Annotated in this window: 22 protein-coding genes and 2 pseudogenes; 11 read left to right on the plus strand and 13 right to left on the minus strand. The window is 68.7% G+C overall.

The annotated features are described in order from the left end of the window. The first annotated feature begins 34 nt into the window (after window positions 1-34). Window positions 35-892: a haloalkane dehalogenase gene (locus DEJ46_RS00985; RefSeq protein WP_150263536.1), complete on the plus strand. Its 858-nt coding sequence runs from the start codon at window positions 35-37 to the stop codon at window positions 890-892. Window positions 893-962: 70 nt separating this feature from the next. On the opposite strand, the gene DEJ46_RS00990 is transcribed toward DEJ46_RS00985, so the two are convergent. The 5 genes from DEJ46_RS00990 to DEJ46_RS01010 all read right to left on the minus strand — a co-directional run bounded on the left by DEJ46_RS00990 (window position 963) and on the right by DEJ46_RS01010 (window position 5,458). Next, entirely contained in the window at window positions 963-1,679 is a 717-nt protein-coding gene (locus DEJ46_RS00990; protein WP_150263538.1) for a DUF4232 domain-containing protein, read from the minus strand. 296 nt (window positions 1,680-1,975) lie between these two features. Continuing rightward, on the minus strand, window positions 1,976-2,575 hold the full coding sequence (locus DEJ46_RS00995) for a hypothetical protein (protein WP_150263540.1): 600 nt from the start codon (window positions 2,573-2,575) through the stop codon (window positions 1,976-1,978). Continuing rightward, window positions 2,575-4,302 (minus strand): acyltransferase, encoded by a 1,728-nt coding sequence (locus DEJ46_RS01000; RefSeq protein ID WP_150263542.1) that lies wholly within the window; start codon window positions 4,300-4,302, stop codon window positions 2,575-2,577. Before DEJ46_RS01000 ends, DEJ46_RS00995 begins: the two co-directional genes overlap by 1 nt. Window positions 4,303-4,532: 230 nt before the next feature. Further along, window positions 4,533-5,099, minus strand: a complete 567-nt coding sequence (locus DEJ46_RS01005) for a TetR/AcrR family transcriptional regulator (RefSeq protein WP_150263544.1) — start codon at window positions 5,097-5,099, stop codon at window positions 4,533-4,535. Further along, the gene (locus DEJ46_RS01010) at window positions 5,096-5,458 is read right to left on the minus strand and encodes a DUF1304 domain-containing protein (RefSeq protein WP_150263546.1); all 363 of its coding nucleotides are present in this window, start codon (window positions 5,456-5,458) and stop codon (window positions 5,096-5,098) included. The genes DEJ46_RS01005 and DEJ46_RS01010 overlap by 4 nt, the downstream gene beginning before the upstream one ends. A gap of 323 nt (window positions 5,459-5,781) precedes the next feature. On the opposite strand from DEJ46_RS01010, the gene DEJ46_RS01015 reads away from it, so the two are divergent. Further along, window positions 5,782-6,213 carry a VOC family protein gene (locus DEJ46_RS01015; protein WP_150263547.1) on the plus strand — a complete coding sequence of 144 codons (432 nt, stop codon included), beginning with the start codon at window positions 5,782-5,784 and terminating at the stop codon, window positions 6,211-6,213. Between the two features lie 51 nt (window positions 6,214-6,264). Here the strand turns inward: DEJ46_RS01015 and DEJ46_RS39570 are convergent. Next, window positions 6,265-6,399: pseudogene (locus DEJ46_RS39570) on the minus strand (IS5/IS1182 family transposase); the annotation flags it as partial. Between the two features lie 148 nt (window positions 6,400-6,547). Between DEJ46_RS39570 and DEJ46_RS39575 the strand changes: the two are divergent. From DEJ46_RS39575 to DEJ46_RS01035, 3 genes and pseudogenes are all read left to right on the plus strand, one after another. After that, a pseudogene (locus DEJ46_RS39575) lies at window positions 6,548-6,868 on the plus strand (DUF664 domain-containing protein). A 47-nt stretch (window positions 6,869-6,915) separates the two neighbouring features. Continuing rightward, window positions 6,916-7,500 carry a hypothetical protein gene (locus DEJ46_RS01030; RefSeq protein ID WP_150263551.1) on the plus strand — a complete coding sequence of 195 codons (585 nt, stop codon included), beginning with the start codon at window positions 6,916-6,918 and terminating at the stop codon, window positions 7,498-7,500. 24 nt (window positions 7,501-7,524) lie between these two features. Next, window positions 7,525-8,355, plus strand: coding sequence for a DUF5995 family protein (locus DEJ46_RS01035; protein WP_150263553.1), 831 nt, complete (start codon window positions 7,525-7,527; stop codon window positions 8,353-8,355). Between the two features lie 232 nt (window positions 8,356-8,587). Here DEJ46_RS01035 and DEJ46_RS01040 read toward each other — a convergent pair whose 3' ends face one another. Continuing rightward, complete coding sequence (locus tag DEJ46_RS01040) at window positions 8,588-9,418, minus strand: hypothetical protein (RefSeq protein ID WP_223834441.1); 831 nt, start codon at window positions 9,416-9,418, stop codon at window positions 8,588-8,590. Between DEJ46_RS01040 and DEJ46_RS01045 the strand changes: the two genes are divergently transcribed. Continuing rightward, window positions 9,387-10,316 carry a galactose oxidase early set domain-containing protein gene (locus tag DEJ46_RS01045; RefSeq protein WP_223834442.1) on the plus strand — a complete coding sequence of 310 codons (930 nt, stop codon included), beginning with the start codon at window positions 9,387-9,389 and terminating at the stop codon, window positions 10,314-10,316. The genes DEJ46_RS01040 and DEJ46_RS01045 overlap by 32 nt on opposite strands. 190 nt (window positions 10,317-10,506) lie before the next feature. Here DEJ46_RS01045 and DEJ46_RS01050 read toward each other — a convergent pair whose 3' ends face one another. Then, window positions 10,507-10,959 (minus strand): Lrp/AsnC family transcriptional regulator, encoded by a 453-nt coding sequence (locus DEJ46_RS01050; RefSeq protein ID WP_150263559.1) that lies wholly within the window; start codon window positions 10,957-10,959, stop codon window positions 10,507-10,509. A 111-nt stretch (window positions 10,960-11,070) separates the two neighbouring features. Between DEJ46_RS01050 and DEJ46_RS01055 the strand changes: the two genes are divergently transcribed. From DEJ46_RS01055 to DEJ46_RS39590, 3 genes are all read left to right on the plus strand, one after another. Further along, entirely contained in the window at window positions 11,071-11,688 is a 618-nt protein-coding gene (locus tag DEJ46_RS01055; RefSeq protein WP_150263561.1) for a LysE family translocator, read from the plus strand. 274 nt (window positions 11,689-11,962) lie between these two features. After that, window positions 11,963-12,580 carry an MBL fold metallo-hydrolase gene (locus DEJ46_RS39585; RefSeq protein WP_223835422.1) on the plus strand — a complete coding sequence of 206 codons (618 nt, stop codon included), beginning with the start codon at window positions 11,963-11,965 and terminating at the stop codon, window positions 12,578-12,580. 30 nt (window positions 12,581-12,610) lie between these two features. After that, window positions 12,611-12,865, plus strand: a complete 255-nt coding sequence (locus DEJ46_RS39590) for a hypothetical protein (RefSeq protein WP_223834443.1) — start codon at window positions 12,611-12,613, stop codon at window positions 12,863-12,865. A gap of 107 nt (window positions 12,866-12,972) precedes the next feature. On the opposite strand, the gene DEJ46_RS01070 is transcribed toward DEJ46_RS39590, so the two are convergent. The 3 genes from DEJ46_RS01070 to DEJ46_RS01080 all read right to left on the minus strand — a co-directional run bounded on the left by DEJ46_RS01070 (window position 12,973) and on the right by DEJ46_RS01080 (window position 15,449). Continuing rightward, on the minus strand, window positions 12,973-13,434 hold the full coding sequence (locus tag DEJ46_RS01070) for a cupin domain-containing protein (protein WP_150263563.1): 462 nt from the start codon (window positions 13,432-13,434) through the stop codon (window positions 12,973-12,975). 170 nt (window positions 13,435-13,604) lie between these two features. Further along, window positions 13,605-14,222, minus strand: a complete 618-nt coding sequence (locus DEJ46_RS01075) for a hypothetical protein (protein WP_150263565.1) — start codon at window positions 14,220-14,222, stop codon at window positions 13,605-13,607. A gap of 126 nt (window positions 14,223-14,348) precedes the next feature. Beyond that, a complete protein-coding gene (locus tag DEJ46_RS01080; RefSeq protein ID WP_150263567.1) occupies window positions 14,349-15,449 on the minus strand; it encodes an alpha/beta hydrolase family protein in 1,101 nt (366 codons plus the stop codon). Between the two features lie 390 nt (window positions 15,450-15,839). Between DEJ46_RS01080 and DEJ46_RS01085 the strand changes: the two genes are divergently transcribed. Continuing rightward, on the plus strand, window positions 15,840-17,039 hold the full coding sequence (locus DEJ46_RS01085; protein ID WP_150263569.1) for a S8 family peptidase: 1,200 nt from the start codon (window positions 15,840-15,842) through the stop codon (window positions 17,037-17,039). A gap of 195 nt (window positions 17,040-17,234) precedes the next feature. Here DEJ46_RS01085 and DEJ46_RS01090 read toward each other — a convergent pair whose 3' ends face one another. Then, window positions 17,235-17,606: a winged helix-turn-helix transcriptional regulator gene (locus DEJ46_RS01090; RefSeq protein WP_150263570.1), complete on the minus strand. Its 372-nt coding sequence runs from the start codon at window positions 17,604-17,606 to the stop codon at window positions 17,235-17,237. A 95-nt stretch (window positions 17,607-17,701) separates the two neighbouring features. Between DEJ46_RS01090 and DEJ46_RS01095 the strand changes: the two genes are divergently transcribed. Beyond that, a complete protein-coding gene (locus tag DEJ46_RS01095) occupies window positions 17,702-18,328 on the plus strand; it encodes an NADPH-dependent F420 reductase (RefSeq protein ID WP_150263572.1) in 627 nt (208 codons plus the stop codon). A gap of 33 nt (window positions 18,329-18,361) precedes the next feature. Here DEJ46_RS01095 and DEJ46_RS01100 read toward each other — a convergent pair whose 3' ends face one another. Next, the gene (locus tag DEJ46_RS01100) at window positions 18,362-18,634 is read right to left on the minus strand and encodes a YrhB domain-containing protein (RefSeq protein WP_150263574.1); all 273 of its coding nucleotides are present in this window, start codon (window positions 18,632-18,634) and stop codon (window positions 18,362-18,364) included. Window positions 18,635-18,657: the final 23 nt, after the last annotated feature.

Genomic DNA, 18,657 nt, shown 5'->3' on the forward strand with positions numbered 1-18,657 from the left:
AAAGGCGCGGCGACAGAAGCAGGAGGAGAGCGCGATGATCGGCTTCGTTCCCGACCCGGCCCTGTACCCCTTCGCATCACGATGGTTCGACTCGTCCGCCGGCCGGCTCCACTACATCGACGAGGGGACAGGGCCGCCGATCGTGTTCTGCCACGGCTCCCCCACCTGGAGTTTCCTCTATCGCCACATCGTGAAGGGCCTTCGCGGCCGGTATCGCTGCATCGCGGTCGACCACCTCGGCTTCGGCCTGTCCGACCGCCCGGTCGGTTTCGGCTACACGGTCGCGGAGCACACGGCAGTACTGGGTGAACTGATCGACCATCTGCAGCTCGACGACTTCGTCGTGATGGGACAGGACTGGGGTGGCCCCATCGGACTCGGCGCGGCGACGACGCGAGCAGACCGTGTCAGGGGAGTCGTGCTGGGCAACACCGCGTTCTGGCCGATCGAGCGCCTGGCGAACCGGGCATTCAGCGTGATGATGAGCAGCCGCCCCATGCAGCGGCGCATCCTCGAACAGAACCTTCTCGTAGAGCAGTTCCTGCTCGGCAGAACCGGCCCCACCCTGACAACGGCCGAGGCCGACCACTACCGCATGGTGCAACCGACGAAGGAAGCCCGCCGCGGACTCACGGTCATGCCCAGAGAGATCCGCGCCGCTCGCCCCTTGCTGGAACGACTCGCCCAAGACGTGCCTGCCCGCCTCGGAGCCAAGCCCACCCTCGCGATATGGGGCATGCGGGACATGGTGTTCCGACCGAAAGCGTGCATCCCCCGGATCCGCTCCTCATTCACCCAGCTCGACATCGTGGAACTCCGCCAGGCGAAACACTTCATCCAGGAGGATGCACCCGATCAGATCACGGCAGCAATCATCCAACGATTCCCCTGAACCACCACCACCGCCGCCGTCGCCCCGCCCTCCAGCGGGCGGGAGTACGGCGGCGGCCCCGCGTCGCTCCTCAGAGCTGGGTGATCGGACGCATCGCGAGCCCCTCGGTACCGGCCCATCCGTTCACCCGCGCCGCGTCGTCGACGGAGACCGTGTCGAGACCGCCGGGCAGATCGAAGGTGAGCGTGCCGCTCAGCTCGGTGCCCTCCCCGGCGATCAGGGTCGCGGTGAAGCGGTCGGACTGGTCGTACTCCGCCTCACCCCCCTCGTCGTTCCCGAAGACGTACAGGCCGGCGTAGGCCTTGCCGCCTCCCTCGACGACGACGGGCTCACCGTCCGGCTCCCCGAGCGTCTGGACGATCGGGGCGTCGTTGCCGGCCTTGAGGCGCACCTGCGGCGCGTCATTGAGAACGCACGGCGTCTTCGCCTTGTTCGTGACAGTCAGGAGGAAGTGACGGGGGGTCTCCCCGCGCTCGTCCTGGAGCTCGACCGCGGTGGAGAGACCGTCCGCCTCGCAGTCCGCGTACTCCGTCCCGTTGCCACCGCCCGTCTCTCCACTGTCCCCGGACGCCGTAGCTGTCGGCGTCGGCGTGCTGCTGCCGGTCCCGGAGTCGCCGGTCGGCGCGGTGCTCTCAGGCGCACTCCCGCCGGCCGACGCGGAGCCCGAGGGCGCGGCCGACGACGTGCTCCCGCCGGCCGATGCCGAGTCCGAGGGCGCGGCGGTCGGCGGCGCGGCGGCCTGGTCGTCACTCTGGCAGGCGGTCGTCGTCAGCAGAGCCGCGACCACAGCCGCCCCCAGAACAACGTGGCGCAGGCCCCGACGCGGTGAACCAGGCCTGACCGTCTTCGAGTTCATGTCGTTCCTTCTTCCCCCGTGACCGGCCCGGAGCCGGTCCGTATGCAAGCGACACCGTTAGTGTCTCCGCGCGGGAATGCCTGCTCACCAGCATCCCGCGACTGTTACAGCCCTCGTACGAACCAGCAGTCATGACGTGACCAAGACAAGAGGAAAGCCGCCCCCGCGCGGACAACTGGCTCTCTACGCCGCAGCGGGAGCGGGCGACGGGAGCGCATGCCGGTCGGTCAGGCCCCGATGCCGACCGAGGAGACGTGGGCGTAGGCGTTGTAGTCGGAGTCGAGGTCGCTGATGACGTCGTCCCAGATCTCGTCGACGGTGTCGGAGTCCTGGGCGGCCCAAGCGTCGACGAGGTCGCTCCAGATGTAGCGGACGGTGATGGACCGCTGGGAGAGGGTGGGGCGGGACCGTTCGGCCGGGACCTGGGACTGGTCGACGGGGTAGATCTCCATCCGGCGGCCCCGGCCGTCGTTGTCGAGGTGGCGCTTGAGCCAGCCGGAGCGGATCAGGTTCTCGCGACGGCGGTGCCAGTAGGCGCTGTCGATGCGCTCGCGGTTGGCCGCGGTGGGAGTGGACTTGCCCTTCATCCAGGAGCGGATCGTCCGGGCGGACGCTCCCTGGTCTCGCAGCGCCTCACGGCCTGCAGTGCTGTCGAGGTAGCGCAGGCGGGCGGCAAGGCCTCGCTTGGAGGTGACGGGCGAGGTGAATCCGGAGGAATAGACGATCCGGTTCAGCTCCAGAATCAGGGCCTCGCCGCCCTTCATGCCCCGGGAGTTGAACTTTCCGAAGTCCCCCCAGCGGGACCACAGGTCAGGTGATCCGGCCATCAGCGCTTACCCCCGAGGATGTAGGTGGTCTTCTCCTTGACCTGGTTCAGGTCACGGCCCTCCGGGAAAACGGTGCGCCAGTCCCCTACGACGTGGAGTTCGTCGGTGCCGGAGATTTCCACGATCTGAAGTCCGGCCTTGTGCGCCTTATGGGCTTTCATCCACAGGTTGGCGAAAGCCTTGGCACGAATGATGTGCATCCAGTCCGGGCGGCGCAGTTCGCGGTTCGCACTGGATTCACCGATGGTCGACACGAATTTAGAGTACATGGCCTTCACGTACGCCACGGTGAGTGCGTCGCCTTCCGCAAGGGCTGTCTTCCGGGATTCGGCGAGTGCCCGGCGGAGTTTTTCCAGCAGGGCTTCGGAGGAGCCGGAGACCAGGGAGCGGTGGATCACCGGTTCGTCCGCGAGGTCCTGACGGGCACAGTCGAGCAGAAGGCGCAGGGTGGACTCGCTGACCCAGAGCTCGCCCGGTTCGATGCGGTTGCCCAGCGGGTTGGGGAGGTCGGCGTGGTCCCAGGGGGCGGGAGTGATGAGGTGGACACCGGCCTTCCTCGGGTCGTGGACGCCGCTGGTGTCCTCCTTCAGTTGACCGATCGGCAGCCATGCCTTGAGTGCGGAGAGGTAAGCGGCATTCATGTCGAGGGCGGTCACCTCGATACGCTCGCCGCGCTTCGCCGTCGCGAAAAGCTCTGAGTTTCGCCACTTCGGGCGTCCCTCCCAGATTTCGTCGGCACCCTTCTGCGACTTCTTCCGCAGGATCTCCTGCGTCGGCGGGAATTCCGAATGCTCGTACCGGCCACCTACCCGGGATGCTTTCAGGAGCGTCATCACGTCAGGAATGGCCAGCTTGATCAGCTCGGCCTGCGCCGCCTCCATGTCACCGGAACACGCCGCCAGAACGTCGTGGACGCGGTCGGAGATCTGGTCGACCAGCGTCCCGGAGGCGTATCCGGGCGCGGCGCGTCGAGCCCCGGCCGAAGCCGGTACGACGGACTCGACCGGCGCCGCGGGAGTGGCCGGTACGACCTGGGTGGCGGGTGCGGCCGGAGCGGCGGGTGCGGCCGGAGCGGCCGGCAGGCCGGCATCCGCCGACGGCACGGACGGAACGGCGGGAGTCGGGGCCGGGGTCTTCGCGGCGACGGAGCCCTGGACTGCCGTGGGCAACCGGTTCGCGGCCGCCATGGCCGCCGCGCAGTCCTCTGCGGTCAAATGCTGCGGGAAACCCTCCAGTTCCTGCTGTGTCGACTGCCCGCACAGCACGCACGGCTGCATCAACTGAACGGAGACGGTGGACGGCCGCGCAGCGGCATCGGCCGCCACGGGAGTACCGTGGCGGCCGTGGACGTCCGGGTTTCGACTGCCGCGAACGAGCTCGCCGGCCCGCAAAGGGGCGGCCTCGTCCGGGACGGAGGTGACTGTCGCGGGCGGGGTGTCGGTACCTGCCGGGAGCGGCCCCCCGCCGGCCGGCTGGAGACTGGCCACCGAGCCGTGCAGCACACCGGCCGCATGCGTGGGCCCGGCCATCAGGTCGAGCACGTGCAGCCGGTAGTGCGCGGCGAGGAGATCGACATCCTCCAACGACCAATGCGCGCGCCCCGACTGCTTCCGCGACACCTGCGCCTGCGACTGCCCAAGACCGGCAGCCAGATCGTTCTGTCGCTCGCCCGTCCGCGCCATCAACGCCGCGACCGTGAGCCTGAGGACCTCCTCCGCACCCATCATGAACGCAAACCTAGCATTCATGGATGCGGATTACGCATAAGGAATGCGAGGGCCGATCCGCTGAAGAGGGTGAGGCACAGCGGGCCAAGCGGCGGGGCGGCCCCCACAAGGCGGTTCGCGGGCGTCCGTCGGCACCCTTGATCGCCACTCTTGGAATCGACCAGGACTGCTCGTGAGGTGAAGGGGTAGCTCGCGTCCCGGCCCCTTGCGCCGGCGGGCCTGGCGGTTCGTCAGGACAGAGGTGTGCGGTGGAGGTTCACAAGGACGCGCCAGACGCGTTGGGCGATCTCGATCGGGGTCGCCTCGATGAGGCCGTGCAGCCAGTCGGCGAGAACCCCGGCGAAGGCCGCGGCCACGGCCGAAGCGATCAGGTCGGGTTCCGGGGCGCCGGCCAAGGCGCGTTCGGTGCGGCTACGAGCGCGCAGCTCCTGGTGCAACACATCCCCGAGCGGGCCACTGCCGCCCGGGCGCAACAGCTCCCGGTAGAGCCCGGAGTGGGGGGCGAGTCGCTCGAAGAACGCCGGCAAAGCCGGCGGCGGGATCGCAGGATCGGGCGAACCGCGCCAGGCGTGGAGGGCGTCCACGGCTTCGCGAACGATGTCGGCGCAGGCGTCGACGGCGAGCGCCTCCAGGTCTGCGTAGTGGAGGTAGAACGTTGCGCGGCCGACTCCCGCCCGACGTACGAGCGCGGCGACGCTGACCTCTGCCAGTGGGCGGTGGGCGCATTCCTCCAGCAGGGCCTGGCGCAGCTTGGCCCGGGTCCGTGCCGTACGGGGATCTGCCTGCCCTTCGGTCATCGGGCGAGCAGGACTGCGGCCAGCGCCAGGGCCCCGGGCAGCGCCTGGGCGACGAAGATGCGCCGGTTGGCGGTGAATCCGCCGTACAGCCCGGCGATGAGTACGCAGGCGAGGAAGAAGACCTGGACCCGGAATCCGGTCGGATCCCCCGCGATCAGGCCCCAGACCAGCCCGGCGGCCAGGAACCCGTTGTAGAGGCCCTGGTTCGCGGCGAGCGGGGCGGTGGCCCGGGCCATGTCCGCGTCGAAGCCGGAGAGACCACGGCCCGGCTTCTTCTCCCAGAGGAACATCTCGAGAACCAAGATGTACGCGTGCAGCGCTGCCACCAGCGCGACCAGCACGTTCGCGGTTGTTTCCATGGGTCGTTCCCTACTGCACGAAGTTTTCTGGACAGCTGTCCATGATACATGGACAGCTGTCCAGAAAACTCCGAGGTGGAGGAGGCGTCATGGACCCGTCGGCGCGGGCCTGGTCGAGGGCAAGGCGGCGTTCACCCCCATCGATCAGCTGGGAGGCGAGCGATTTCAGGGCGGCCCTCGTGAGCGCCCCAACGGGGCCGCTTCGGACCGCCCGATCGTCACCGAGACCTGGAAGAAGCTCGCCGGACAGGCGAGCCCCGTCCCCCCGCCAACGTGATCCACCCGACCGGGGAGATGACCAGGGCCCCTGTTATCGTGCGCCGATGTCAACGATCAAGCATTTCCAAGTGACCTTCGACTGCGCGGAGCCTGCGCGCCTCGCCGCCTTCTGGTGCGAGGTGCTGGGGTACGTCGTACCGACGGTCCCGGAGGGCTTTGCCACGTGGGAGGAGTACCACCGCTCGCTGCCGCCTGAGGACGAGGTCTACTTCGCGTGCGCTGATCCCTCGGGCGTGGGCCCGCGCGTGCTCTTCCAGCGCGTTCCCGAAGGCAAGGTCGTCAAGAACCGGGTGCATCTTGACGTGCGGGTCGGCACAGGGCTCGTGGGTGACGAGCGCCTGGCCACACTCGAGGCCGAATGCGCACGGCTGATGGCGCTCGGCGCGAAACACGTGCTGACGCAGCGCGCCGATGGCGTCAACGAGTCGTGCATCACGATGCAGGACATCGAGGGCAACGAGTTCTGCCTCGCCTGATTCCCCTCCGAGACCGCGAAGTGGGGAGCCGTTTCCCGGGGACCTCTCAGGTCTCGTATGCGCCAGAAGCTGTCCAAGGCCCGTGCCGGGACAGCCGCCGTCGGTCATCTTGAGGGTCCCGCCCACGGCGGCCTTCGCGCCAGACTCCCCCCATGCCCGGCAGCCGTTGCGATTGCCGGGCAAAGGCCACGTGATCATGGAGCCGTCTACGCTCAGTCTGGCACCGGGAAACGTTGCCGACCAAGTGTGCCGGGCTTGAGCCGGCCCAATTGGCGCGGACGACCGTCGAGCCGTCGAGCCGTCGAACCTCACTCTTCTCGGCTTGGTCCGGCACATGGCGGAGGTAGAGCGGTGGTGGTTTCGGCGAAGCTTCGCGGGCGAGGCTGTCGCCGATGTCTTCACCAGCCCGTCAGGTGGCAATGAGGGACTCGACTGAGTTCACGCAGCCGACGCGGAGAGGGACTTCGGATTGTTCCGGACCGAGGTCGAAGCGTGCGACGCGGCGGCGGCCGGGCATGACCTCGACGAGACCTTCTCGTCCTCTCGCGGAGTTCCCCTCAGCTTGCGCTGGGTCTACGTGTCGATGATCCAGGAGTACGCCCGCCACAACGGCCACGCCGACTTTCTGCGTTCACGGGTCGACCTAAGTGGCTGAGCCGTCCAAAGCCATCACTCACAGTGCGTGATGATATGCTACAAAACGTGACAATGGAGCCCGAGGGCATTCCTCGACACCGCACGACCGCGCCCAATCACGTCTATTACTTCGACATCGGAACCGGCACCTGGCACGGAAAAGCCACCTTCCGCGTCACCTCTTGGCGTCGCCTCATGCGCAGCCGTATCGGTTTCACGAACAAGCTGCTCGCGACTTCCATGCACATCGTCGAGCTGCTCACCGGTGCGCCACGGCAGTCGTCGACGATCGTGGCGAAGCCGGACGAGGGCGAGTTCGGTCGGGCCGACAATGTCGTCAGAATCTCCAAGTTCGGCGTGACCCTGTACCTCTTGGAAGAGCAGTACGTACTGGACCGCAACGGAACCAGTGTCGTTGTGAACGGGGACGAAAGGCTCGGCCCTGTGCCGGGCCTGCTCACGCGGACCTTCACGTACTCTGCCGAAATTCGCGACGAAGGGATGGCCGCGACGTACCGCATGCCGTTGCTCGGAACCCTTTGGATCGCGAACTACCAGGTCGCAGCCGACCGCCAGAGCCTCTTCGCGGAATTGGTGTGCGACTGGGGCACGGCGACCGAGGACACCCGCCTGGTCAGCACGCCGGCTTAGCGGGCGGCAGGAAAAATACTCCCGATGACCGCCGAGTTCATGCTCCCCGTCGAAAAGGTCACCTTGGTCGCCGGATTGCTTGCCGACCGGGTCAGGCAGTACGACGCCACACACGATCACCGAGCCGCGTTCGCCTACACCTATTACCGCCTCACGACGACGCTTGCCACAGGCTTGGCTACGGACACCCCCGTGTTCGACGACCCGCCATGGGTCGCCGAGCTGTGTGAAACGCTCGCATCGGCCTACTTCAGCGCCATGGACAGCATCGACGAATGGCTGGCAGGACGATCCGGTGGCTCCGCGGGCGAAGTTCAGCCCAGTGATCTGCCGGACTCCATCCCTCAACCATGGCGAGATGTCTTCGCCGCTTCGAGCTTCCGGCACTCCTACATGCTGGAAGACGTGCTCTTTTCCATGATGGCGCACATGTCGTACGACCTGCCGGAAGCCTTGCGGCGCATGGCGACGTCCACGGGCAACCGCGGCCGCATCGCGGACTTCCACCGCATGAACGACATGCTGGCGTCCTGTATCGACGTGGTCCAGGACGACCTTTCGTCCAGGTACATTCGTGGGATCAGCTCTTTGGACAGGCTGTTCACCCGTAGCGACGAGCTGTTGACCAACTACGGGATCCGGGTCGCACGGGGCTTGGCCTGGTTCAACTGCGACAGACTCTTGGACCCGGATGCGGCCGAGGAAGCGTCGCGGTCGATCGGCAGGAGCACCGCCGCGCTCATCTCCGAAATCCGCTCCCCCGGCGACTGGAAGCTGCGCGCCGGCTTGTGGGTCCTGCGCAGGGTGATTCCCGACCGCCGAACCTGGCCCGCAGCGGGTACGCCCGTCGCGTAGAAGCCGAAGCCTGGAGGGCAAGAGCTCCTGCTCCATCCTCCAGAGCCCTGACGATCCCGATCGATCAGGGCTCCGTGCCGGCATGTCCGAACGCGCTGTGCAGCGCTACTTGGGGCCTCCGGCAGGGAGGCGGTGGAAGCGCGTGCGCGTTACCTGGCGGCAGGCTGGGCCTTGGACTCCGGGACAGGCCGGCCGCCGGCCACTGTCGCAGCCGGACCAAGGACGGAGCCGGTCAACCCGTCAAGGACCTCCACATCGTCAGCGGCCGGTCCTCGACCGTGACCTGGTCCTCGTGGCCGTGGCCGTCGCGGGTCATGATGATCCGGTACTTGTCCTGGTGGAACGCCCAGAACAGGCTCATGCCGTTGATCCGCTGCATGTCCGGTACCGCGAGGAATTCATCGACCCGCGCGATCCCGGCCAGCGAACGCCACAGGTCGAGGCCGCGGTCGCCGCGTTCGAGGTTGTCCCGGTGCATCCTGCCGTCGGCGACCGAGATCAGGCGGTAGACCTGGCGGTCCATCAAGGTGTGGAACACCCAGTACCAGCTCTTGCCGTCGACCCGCTGCAGGTCGGGGACCGGCAGGAAGGCGTCCACCTTCTCGATGCCGTTGAACGAGACCCAGGCGGAGAGCAAGCGGTCCGGGAGGTCGATCGCGGCCGTCTGCTCGGGAGGAAGTCCGGACTCGGCGCCGTCGGCGATCGAGATCTTCCGGTAGACCTGCCGGCCCTCGACGGAGTGGAACAGCCAGAACCGGCTCCGGCCGTTGATCCGTTGCTCGTCCGGGACGAGCAGGATCGCGTCGACCTTCTTCACTCCGGCGTAGCAGGGCCAGGTGCTCAGCGGTCGGTCGGGGCGTTCACGGACGTCCACGTGCTCGTCGCCGTCGGCGATGGAGAGGGTCCGGCAGACGGCGTCACCGGCGTCGCCCGTCCCGTACGCCCAGTACCAGCTCTTGCCGTTGATCCGCTGCATGTCGGGGATGGGCAGGAAGGCGTCGGTCGGCCGGACGTCGGCCGGCGGCTTGTCGGTGAGCCGGCCGTCACCGAGCAGTCGCAGCACCAGGACCGACCTGCCGAACCGCCCGGACGTCAACAAGGACAGGCCGGGCCCCGACGGCGGCGAGTGGAGGCGCAACTACGGCTCCGCGGTCCCCCTTCCGGCCGGCTTCAGAGGCCCCGACTCGGTCCTGGTCCTCGGCGGCGACCGCAACGACCCGAACACCTACCGGCTGGCCGGCGGCAAGTGGAACACCGAGAAGCCCCGTGCCTTCGGCCGCACCCAGGACGACACCCTGCTCCTGCCGAACGGCAACCTGCTCACCGTCAACGGCGCCTTCGACATCCGCGACTACGGCAACGGACCGTACAACCCCAACGCCGACCTGAAGTACCGCCAGGTCGAACTCCGCGACGAGAACGGCGACTGGAAGCTCGGCCCCGTACAGCGGCTGCCGCGCGGCTACCACTCCAACGGCGTGGTGCTCCCTGACGGCCGTGTCATGATCACGGGCGACGAGCTCCAGCAGCTCGCCAACGACCCCGACATCACCGACAACAACAACGGCAGCATCGAGATCTACGAGCCGGCCTACCTCCACCAGGGCAGCCGCCCCTCGCTCGGCCTGATCTTCAACCCCAGCGTCGGCTACAACGAGAAGATCACGGTCAGTACGAGCACGCCCAGCGAGGTCACCCGCGCCGTGCTACTGGCCCCGACCACCGCGACCCACTCGATCAACACCAGCCAGCGACACCTCGAACTGCGCATCAAGAGCCGCAGCGGCAACTTCCTGGAGCTTCAGGCCCCGCCGACCGCCGCCGCGGCCCCGCCCGGCCACGACATGCTCTTCCTCCTCGACGAGGAGGGCGCACCGAGCAAGGCCGGCTGGGTCCAGCTCAAGCCCCCGGCGGCGACCGCCACGGCTGCCGCCGCCAAGGTGAAGCCGACAGGCGACTGACACCCGCCGTCTTGTACGGGCAGGCCCCCAGCGTCGTCACGGGCGCGGCTGGGGGCTCGCCGCGGACCGTACTGCGTCGGCATCGGCATCGGCATCGGAATGGGCATGGGCATGGGCATGGGAGCCGAGCACATCGGCTCGTTGATGACGCCACCCACCCTGATCTCCTCGACCTCGGGCCACCTTCCGACTACTCGGGCAGGGGCCGGTCGTCGATGACGTTCTTCATGACGAGGGTGGAGGTCAGGCGCTGGACGCCGGGCAGGCGGGCGAGCTCCTGGTCGTACAGCTGCTGGAAGGCGGACAGGTCGGCGGTGGCGACTCGCAGGAGGTAGTCCGGCTCGCCGAACAGGCGCTGTGCCTGCAGCACGTGCGGGACGGCGGACACGGCCTCTTCGAAGGCGGTGACGGTGTCAGGGGTCTCCCAGCGCAGGGTGGCGAAGACGAGGGCCTCGAAGTTCAGGCCGACGGCGGCCGGGTCGACGACGGCGCGGTAGCCGCGGATGGCACCTTCGCGCTCCAGGTCGCGCAGTCGGCGGTGACAGGGCGAGACGCTGAGCTGCACGCGGGCGGCCAGCTCGGTGATCGTCAGTCGGCCGTCGAGCTGCAGCTCGGTAAGAATCTTCCGGTCCATGGCGTCCATGGAGAAGATTCTCCCTCACATTGCGGGATTACGAGGTAAAGACGCAAACACCTTCGGGCGCATCCGGCCTAGCCTTCCCTCCGTAGTAAAAAGTGCGAGAGGGAACGATCGATGGACACGACGACACTGGCGGCCTTCCTGGTAGTGGACCTGCTGCTGGTGTTCACCCCGGGCGCGGACTGGGCCTACGCGATCTCCGCCGGTCTGCGGGGTCGCTCGGTCGTCCCCGCCGTCACCGGGCTGATCGCCGGCCACGCCGCCTACGCGCTCGTGGCCGTCGCGGGCCTCGCGGTGATCGTGGCGAGCTCCCCGGCCGCGCTCACCGCTCTGACGTTGGCGGGCGCCGGCTACCTGCTGTGGCTGGGGTGGGGTGTGCTGCGTCAGCCGGCCGTCCCGGCAACGGGGGAAGGCCATGCGGACGCGTCCCGGCTGCGGGTCATTCTCAAGGGGTTCGGGATCAGCGGTCTGAACCCGAAGGCGTTGTTGCTGTACTTCTCGCTGTTCCCGCAGTTCATCGACCCTGCCACGGGCTGGCCGGTCGCCGCGCAGACCGGGCTGCTCAGCACGATGCACCTGACCGCGTGCGTCGTCGTCTACCTCGCCGTCGGCGTCCTGGCCCGCACGGTGCTGAGCACCCGGCCCTCGGCCGCCCGGGTCGTCACCCGGATCAGCGGTGCCATGATGATCGCGATCGGCGCCTTCCTGCTGGTGGAACGTCTGGCCGGCTGAGGAACCCGTACCGCTCCGCCCGACACGGCCCGAAGGAGAGCACGCGCGTGGAAGTCCATACGCAGCAGGAACAGGCGAGCCCCGCGGTGCGCAAGCGCGTCCGGGACAGTTTCGAGCCGCAGGGCCTGATGTCCCACCTCGGCGTACGGATCACTCGCATCGGGCCCGGCCGCGTGAACAGGTCCGCCGCACGAGCCCCCAGCGGTCCGCTCCGGCCCTGCCGTCGTGGCTGACGTGGTGGCAGCGCCCCTTCCCCGACGCCAACACCCTCCTGCTGCCCGGACGGCAGCCGGCCCTGGTCGACACCGGTTTCGTCGCCCATGCGGAGGAGACCATCGTCTGGGCCCGCGCCCACGCCGGGAACATCGCCCTCGTCGTCAACACCCACTGGCACTCCGACCACGTCGGCGGCAACGCCCTCCTCCAGGCCAGTGGCGCCGCCATCGCCGCCGGAACTCCGGAGGCCGACGCGATCACCCGCCGGGACCCCGGCTGCTGCGCGGCCGAGTACCTCGACCAGCCGGTCGCCCCGTACACCGTGGACGTCCCGCTCGACGACGGCCAGGTCCTGCGGCTGGGCGGCGCCGACTGGGAGGTCGTCCGCACTCCCGGCCACACCCCCGGCCATCTGGCCTTGTGGCAGCCGGACGAGCGGCTGCTGGTGGTCGGTGACGCGCTGTCGGACTACGACGTCGGCTGGGTCAACCTCGCCCTCGACGGGCCCGACGCGGCCGCGACCGCGCTCGCCTCCCTCCAACGGTTGGCCGCCCTCGACCCCCGCGTGGTCCTCCCCTCCCACGGCCCGATCCCCACCGACCCGGCAGCCACGAGCGCCGCCGCCCTGCGCCGGGCCCAGCGGCTCGTCGACGACCCGTCCGGAGCGGTCTGGTAGGGCGCCCGCCGGATCCTCGCCTTCGCCCTGATGATCCGCGAGGGCATCTCCGCCGACGAGATCGAGCCGTACCTCCACGCCCGCGCCTGGCTGACCGACGCCGCCCGCCTCCTGGACGTGACCCCCGAAGCCCTTGCCGCCGAACTGGTCACGGCCATGCTCGGCAGCGGCGCCATAGTCCTCCGCGACGGCCTCTTCCACGCCGCCGCCGACCACACCCCCGTGGCGCCCGAGGTGTTGAGCGTGCCCTACCCCCGAGCCTGGCCGGCGACCGAGCCGCGATGACACCTGCTGGAGCGAGGAGGCGGGCGAGCGGGCGCCAGCCCCTCGCCCGCCTCCCGGCAGCGACGCTGTCGCACGTTCGAGGGGACCGGCCCGTCGACGTACTCGCCCTACGGCATCGCCCGGCTCGACTGCGTGTCCGACTCCTCGAACCGGTACAGCTCTGGCACGGAGACCTTGATCGGCTCCTGAGTGGTCCGAGCGATCACGACGACCACGGGCTCCTTCGGGTCGGGGTTCTCTTCTCTGTGCGGGACGAACGGGGGGACGAGGAAGAAGTCCCCTGGGTTGGCGGCCAGCCGTACCTCCTGTGTGCCGTCGTGATAGACGAAAACGGGGTGACCGCTCACCACGTAGATCCCCGCCTCCGAGTCACCGTGATGATGGTTGTCCGTCGAGCTCAGAGGCGGGTTCTCCACGAGGCCCATCCAGAGCTTCTTCGATCCGACCGTGCCTCCGCTGATGGCGGCGAAACCCTCCAGCTCACCAGAGCCAACGTGGTGGACGCGGTCGTTGACCGGCACGTGATCGCCGGATCCCTGTGCGGGCCTGGCACCTGTACGGTCACTCATGCTCAGCCTCTCTGCTTTCGATCGCCTCGAACCAGGCTGCAACTCCCGCGCCAAGGAGGGCAATTGTTCTTGCCGGTCCGGCAAAACGCACGCATGGCGGAACCAGGGCGGTGACGCCCGCTCATGGATCTGCGCTCGCGCCACCCCCTCGTGGCTCCCTTGGGTCGCCGTCAGGTGAGGTGCACGGACAGGCCGCACAAGCCCAGCCCTCTGCGTGCGGCGGTACGCCAGACGCGCAAGGGGCCGTCGAGGACGCATTCCTCGCCGTCCATGTAGTCGAGCCAGTCCTGGGCTTCCGCCGCCGCCCGCCCGGCCGGGGTGAAGGTGAGGGCTCGCTCGACCTGCGGCAGGCTGTCGGCGACCTGGGCCGGCGTGAGCAGGAAGGTGCCGCACCAGCCCGGCAGGAGTGCCGCCCGGGCCGGTCCGACGGCGTGGAAGAAGGAGGAGAGCGCATATTCCTTGCTGTGCACCGAGAGGAAGACCGTGTCTTCGCTCTGCCCGTCCCACACATCGTCCACCACGTAGAAGGAGGGGTCCGCCGTGCCGTCGCAGACGTCGTCGACGTGGCTCCCTGGTGCGGTGAGCTCGCGGAACGAATCGATGGCAGATCCGTAGTCGTCGTACCAGGTGCGATGGTCGGGGAGCGGGGACCGCTGCCACTCCTGCCAGCGGCGGGCGGCGTCCGGGCGGTCGCGGTCCGCCCGCATCGCGGGGAGCAGCCGCGGCGCGAGGCTCGCGATGTCTTCCTCGGTGTGGCCGCCGATCGCCCACGCGCTGGTGAATCCCATGCGTTCGACGCTACCGCCGGCCACTGACACCACCGCTTCTCCACCGCGCATGCCCCCCCGGTCCCACCCGGCCCAGCGCGGCCACCCGGAAGAGATCCGTGACCAGCTCGCCGTCGATCATGGCGTTCACTCCCTGCCGCGCGGGCCTGGCTCGCGGGGGTTTGACGGAGTGGTTTGGCTTCCTCGGTCGAGTTCCTTGAGGAAATGTCGCTGGCTGTCCAGGAATCCGTCCGCGAAGAGCGAGTGGGGAGAGAAGAGCGCGGTGAGCGTGGTCTTGAAGTCCGATCGCTCGATGGACTGCTTGAGCAGTGAATGGGTCGCGTCCGGGTGACGCTTGACCGTCAACGCACCACCGGCGTCCAGCACCTCGCGGTAGACGCGCTCCGTGTCGGCGATGTCCACGTTGATGTCGTGGCCCGCGAGGGTCAGCAACAGCGGTACGCCGCGCAGGGCGCGGAGGTCTTGCGTGGCATCCGCCGTGTGGTTCCTGGAGATGAAGCCCCAGCGATCGGCGGTCATGCCGTGCGCATCTCCGCCCATGGCCCTGACGTACTCCTCGAAGGTCGCGTGGCTCCCCAGCAACCCACGGGTGGTGTCGCTCCTGGCGACCTCCGCCTTGACGCGGGCTGCTGATGCGCCTTCAGCGCGCAGCTCGGCGAGGAGGTTGTAGCGGCCCTGCCGGAGCCAGTTGATCGCGGGTGAGACGGCGATGACGAAGCTCACGGACGTCTTGGCGGCGATCTTCGGCAGGACCCAGCCCGCCTGACTGGCGCCCCAGAGCCCGATCCGGTCACTGTCGATGTCCGCGCGGGCGCGTGCCCAGGCGATCGCGGCGGCCGCCTCGTCGGCCCGGTCGTCCATGGACTGGTCGAGCCAGTTGCCGGGTGCGCCCGCGACGCCGGGCTTGTCCCAGGACAGGGAGGCGTAGCCGGCTTTGGCGTTCGCCTCCCACATGGGCTTGTAGCCGTCGTCGTGGGTGGCGTCGACGGGGCCGTCGCCGTGGACGTACACGACCAGCCCGTGGCGCTTGAGGCCGTCCCTGGGGGTGGCCAGTACGCCGTTGAGGGTGTGGCCGCCATGGCGGATCGAGACCCGCTGCTCGTCCATCTCGTAGGAGTTGCGCCACAGCACCACACCGACGAGGCCTGCGGCCACGACCAGGACCATGACGAGTGACCACACGGCGACGCGGAGCCCGCGGTGTCGGGGCTGGGTCTTCGGAGACATGGGATGGCTGCCTCTGTTCGGGTTGACGTCGACACTGAAACTATCACTGCAAGAACGATCGTAGAGCACTTGATAGTTTTCAGCCTCGACCTCCTCCGGGCCAGGCGGACCGGCATAGCGAGCAGCCGGCGCTCCCCCACCCATGCCGGCCACCGTCCCACTGCACCTGTCGGCGCCACCATCCGAGGTCCGGAGCTCTCCGTGCCCATTTCCGGCAGGAGTTGGCGAGATCACGTGTGCGACATGAAGGAGGTGCGGAGAGAACTTTAAGAAACCTTGTTGAATAACGTGTCACCCAGGGTTCGCACTTGATTTGCTCCTGCCAATCCGCACAGGGTTCTCTCGAACGTTTGACGCCCCACACGTCAACACGAGGAGAGAACCACCTTCATGGCAACTCACAAGCGACGCCGCGGACTTCGTAACGCGGCGATAGCCACAGGTACCGCGGCCGCGGCCGCCACCGCACTGCTCGCGGCCAATCTCGCCGGGGCAGCCGCCCCGGCGGAAGGCACCGTGCACGGACTCGGGGCCCCGGGCGCCGTCTCCGGCAGCTTCGTCGTCATCCTCGACGCATCCGCGAACAAGGCGGAGCTCGCGAAGAAGTACGGCGGCACCCTCCAGCGCTCCTACGGATCGGAGGTCAACGGCTTCTCGGCTTCCGGTCTGTCCGTCGACGAGGCCAAGCGCCTCGCCGCCGACCCGGCCGTCGGCACGGTCGTGCAGAACAAGCGCTTCAGCATCAACGAGACCCAGGAGCAGCCCCCGTCCTGGGGCCTGGACCGGATCGACCAGGCCGACACGGCCGGCGACCAGAAGTACACGTACCCCGATGGCGGCGGCGAGGGCGTGACCGCGTACGTCATCGACACCGGCGTCCGGATCTCGCACCAGGACTTCGGCGGTCGGGCCGCCCACGGCTTCGACGCCGTGGACAACGACCAGACCGCCGACGACGGCAACGGCCACGGCACGCACGTCGCCGGCACCATCGCCGGTACGGCCCACGGTGTGGCCAAGAAGGCCAAGGTCGTGGCCGTTCGTGTCCTCGACGACAACGGCTCCGGCACCACCGAGCAGGTCGTGGCGGGCATCGACTGGGTGACCCAGAACCACTCCGGCCCCTCGGTCGCGAACATGAGCCTCGGCGGCGGCGCCGACGAGGCCCTGGACGCGGCGGTCCAGCGCGCCATCGCCTCCGGCGTGACCTTCGCGGTGGCGGCCGGCAACGAGTCCTCCGACGCCGGACAGGGCTCGCCCTCCCGCGTGCCCGAGGCGCTCACCGTGGCGTCCAGCACCAAGGACGACGAGCAGTCGGACTTCTCGAACTTCGGCTCCGTGGTGGACCTGTACGCGCCCGGCTCGGACATCACCTCGGCCTGGAACGACAGCGACACGGGCGTCAAGACGATCTCCGGAACGTCGATGGCCAGCCCGCACGTGGCGGGTGCCGCGGCCCTGTACCTGGCGGCAAACCCGTCGGCGACGCCGGCCGACACGGCCGCCGCGCTGTCCGGGTCGGCCACCGCGGACGCCATCAAGAACCCGTCTTCAGGCACCGCGAACAAGCTCCTGAAGGTGGCGCCGTAGCAGCACCGCAACACCGGTCGGCCGACCATTGAGCCACGAAGGTGGCCCTCCACACGCCGGTGGAGGGCCACTTCCGGATTTCCGTGCCGGACAGCGGCGGACGGGTCGATCGGAGAATCGGATCGCGACGGGTGGCGGGCTGCCGCAACCGGTACCGGGATGATCCGGCAAGTACGGCGCCGCATGCCCACACACCTACACCACTGCTGACGCCTCGTCGGCACGGTCCTGGGCCTCCAGGACGCGATGGCCGTGTTCCGCCGACCACGCGCCCATGGCACGGATCGGGACCATGAAGCTGTGGCCCAGGTCTGTCAGTTCGTACTCGACGCGCGGGGGCGCCTCCGCGTAGGCCCGCCGCTCGACGAGTCCGTCGTACTCCAAGCGGCGCAGTGTCTCGTTGAGTACCTTGGCGCTGATTCCGCCGATGGCCGCGCGCAGCCGCCCGGGCCGCATCGGGCCGTCCGCGAGCGCGAACACGACCACGCTGTTCCACCGGTTGGTCAGCAGGTCGAAGCCCACACGCGCCCGACAGTCCGCCAGATACTCGCCGTTGCTCCCCGTCACTCCCCCGATTATGGGCCCCCGACGGATACCAAATGGTTCCTTTCGGCCGACCTAGATTCACCGGACGAACCGGCAGGTGAGGAAAGGGGATCGTTATGCGGATCGGAATGCTGGGTGCGGGTGCCATGGCGCAGGCTCTCGGTGCGAGGTGGGCGAAGGCCGGGCACGACATCGTGGTCGCAGCGCGCGACGCGGAAAGGGCGACGGATCTCGCTGCCCGGCTCGGGGCCCGCGCGGGCAGTTTCGCCGAGGCCGCCGCCCACGGGGACGCGGTGCTCGCCGCGCTTCCGCACAGCGCGATGCTCGACGTGGTCGAGCCGCTGGCCGACGTGCTCGCGGGACGGGCCCTGATCGACTGCTCGAACCCGATCGTGCCAGGGCCAGGCGGGCCCATGCTCACCACCGACGGCGGCTCGTCCGCGGCGCGCCGGATCGCGGATGCGGCGCCCGGCGTACACGTCATCAAGGCGTTCAACCTGTGTGCGGCCGAGGTGTGGGCTCGGTATCCGGACGGCCTGGCGGTGCCACTGTGCGGGGATGACGCCCACGCCTTGGCTCTGGTACGCGCACTGGTGACGGACCTGGGCGCACTCCCGCTCGACGCGGGCGGCCTGGACCGAGCCGGCTACGTCGAAGCCACTGCCGCGTTCGTGATCGGGGTGTGGTTCGCAGGCGGTGACCCGCGCACCGTGCTGCCGCTCGTCGAACACGCCCAGGGCTAAGGGCTGTCCCGTAACTGTGGTTGCGGACAGCCGTCAGGCGCTCAGGTTCCTCCACAGATGTCGCTCGTCCATGGTCCCGAATCGCACGTCCCCGCGTTCAAGGTCGACGAGGATGGGCCAGCAGTCCAACAGCTGCTCTCTCGCATCACGCGAGGCGAGGTACTGCACAGAGTTGTAGGGCACGATCAGCAGCCCGTTGCTCTCACGGACCCGCTCTGCGTCGATGGCGAGAGGCGGCTCGTCATCACGCTGACTGTGCGCGAGGAACGCCACCGCGAGTTGCAGGGCCTCGTCCTGCTCCATCATCCGTCTCCAGTCCGTCGGCTCGA

This window comes from Streptomyces venezuelae (assembly GCF_008642375.1).
GTDB classification, from domain to species: Bacteria; Actinomycetota; Actinomycetes; order Streptomycetales; family Streptomycetaceae; genus Streptomyces; species Streptomyces venezuelae_G.

What these genes read in the sequence shown, in the direction of transcription:
- DEJ46_RS01100 (WP_150263574.1), bottom strand. Translation starts at nt 18,634, where the DNA reads ATGATGGAGCAGGACGAGGCCCTGCAACTCGCGGTGGCGTTCCTCGCG.
- DEJ46_RS00995 (WP_150263540.1), bottom strand. Translation starts at nt 2,575, where the DNA reads ATGGCCGGATCACCTGACCTGTGGTCCCGCTGGGGGGACTTCGGAAAG.
- DEJ46_RS00985 (WP_150263536.1), top strand. Translation starts at nt 35, where the DNA reads ATGATCGGCTTCGTTCCCGACCCGGCCCTGTACCCCTTCGCATCACGA.
- DEJ46_RS01070 (WP_150263563.1), bottom strand. Translation starts at nt 13,434, where the DNA reads ATGAGTGACCGTACAGGTGCCAGGCCCGCACAGGGATCCGGCGATCAC.
- DEJ46_RS01055 (WP_150263561.1), top strand. Translation starts at nt 11,071, where the DNA reads ATGGACACGACGACACTGGCGGCCTTCCTGGTAGTGGACCTGCTGCTG.
- DEJ46_RS01000 (WP_150263542.1), bottom strand. Translation starts at nt 4,302, where the DNA reads ATGATGGGTGCGGAGGAGGTCCTCAGGCTCACGGTCGCGGCGTTGATG.
- DEJ46_RS01095 (WP_150263572.1), top strand. Translation starts at nt 17,702, where the DNA reads ATGCGGATCGGAATGCTGGGTGCGGGTGCCATGGCGCAGGCTCTCGGT.
- DEJ46_RS01080 (WP_150263567.1), bottom strand. Translation starts at nt 15,449, where the DNA reads ATGTCTCCGAAGACCCAGCCCCGACACCGCGGGCTCCGCGTCGCCGTG.
- DEJ46_RS01085 (WP_150263569.1), top strand. Translation starts at nt 15,840, where the DNA reads ATGGCAACTCACAAGCGACGCCGCGGACTTCGTAACGCGGCGATAGCC.
- DEJ46_RS01005 (WP_150263544.1), bottom strand. Translation starts at nt 5,099, where the DNA reads ATGACCGAAGGGCAGGCAGATCCCCGTACGGCACGGACCCGGGCCAAG.
- DEJ46_RS39590 (WP_223834443.1), top strand. Translation starts at nt 12,611, where the DNA reads ATGATCCGCGAGGGCATCTCCGCCGACGAGATCGAGCCGTACCTCCAC.
- DEJ46_RS01050 (WP_150263559.1), bottom strand. Translation starts at nt 10,959, where the DNA reads ATGGACGCCATGGACCGGAAGATTCTTACCGAGCTGCAGCTCGACGGC.
- DEJ46_RS01075 (WP_150263565.1), bottom strand. Translation starts at nt 14,222, where the DNA reads ATGGGATTCACCAGCGCGTGGGCGATCGGCGGCCACACCGAGGAAGAC.
- DEJ46_RS01010 (WP_150263546.1), bottom strand. Translation starts at nt 5,458, where the DNA reads ATGGAAACAACCGCGAACGTGCTGGTCGCGCTGGTGGCAGCGCTGCAC.
- DEJ46_RS01035 (WP_150263553.1), top strand. Translation starts at nt 7,525, where the DNA reads ATGACCGCCGAGTTCATGCTCCCCGTCGAAAAGGTCACCTTGGTCGCC.
- DEJ46_RS01015 (WP_150263547.1), top strand. Translation starts at nt 5,782, where the DNA reads ATGTCAACGATCAAGCATTTCCAAGTGACCTTCGACTGCGCGGAGCCT.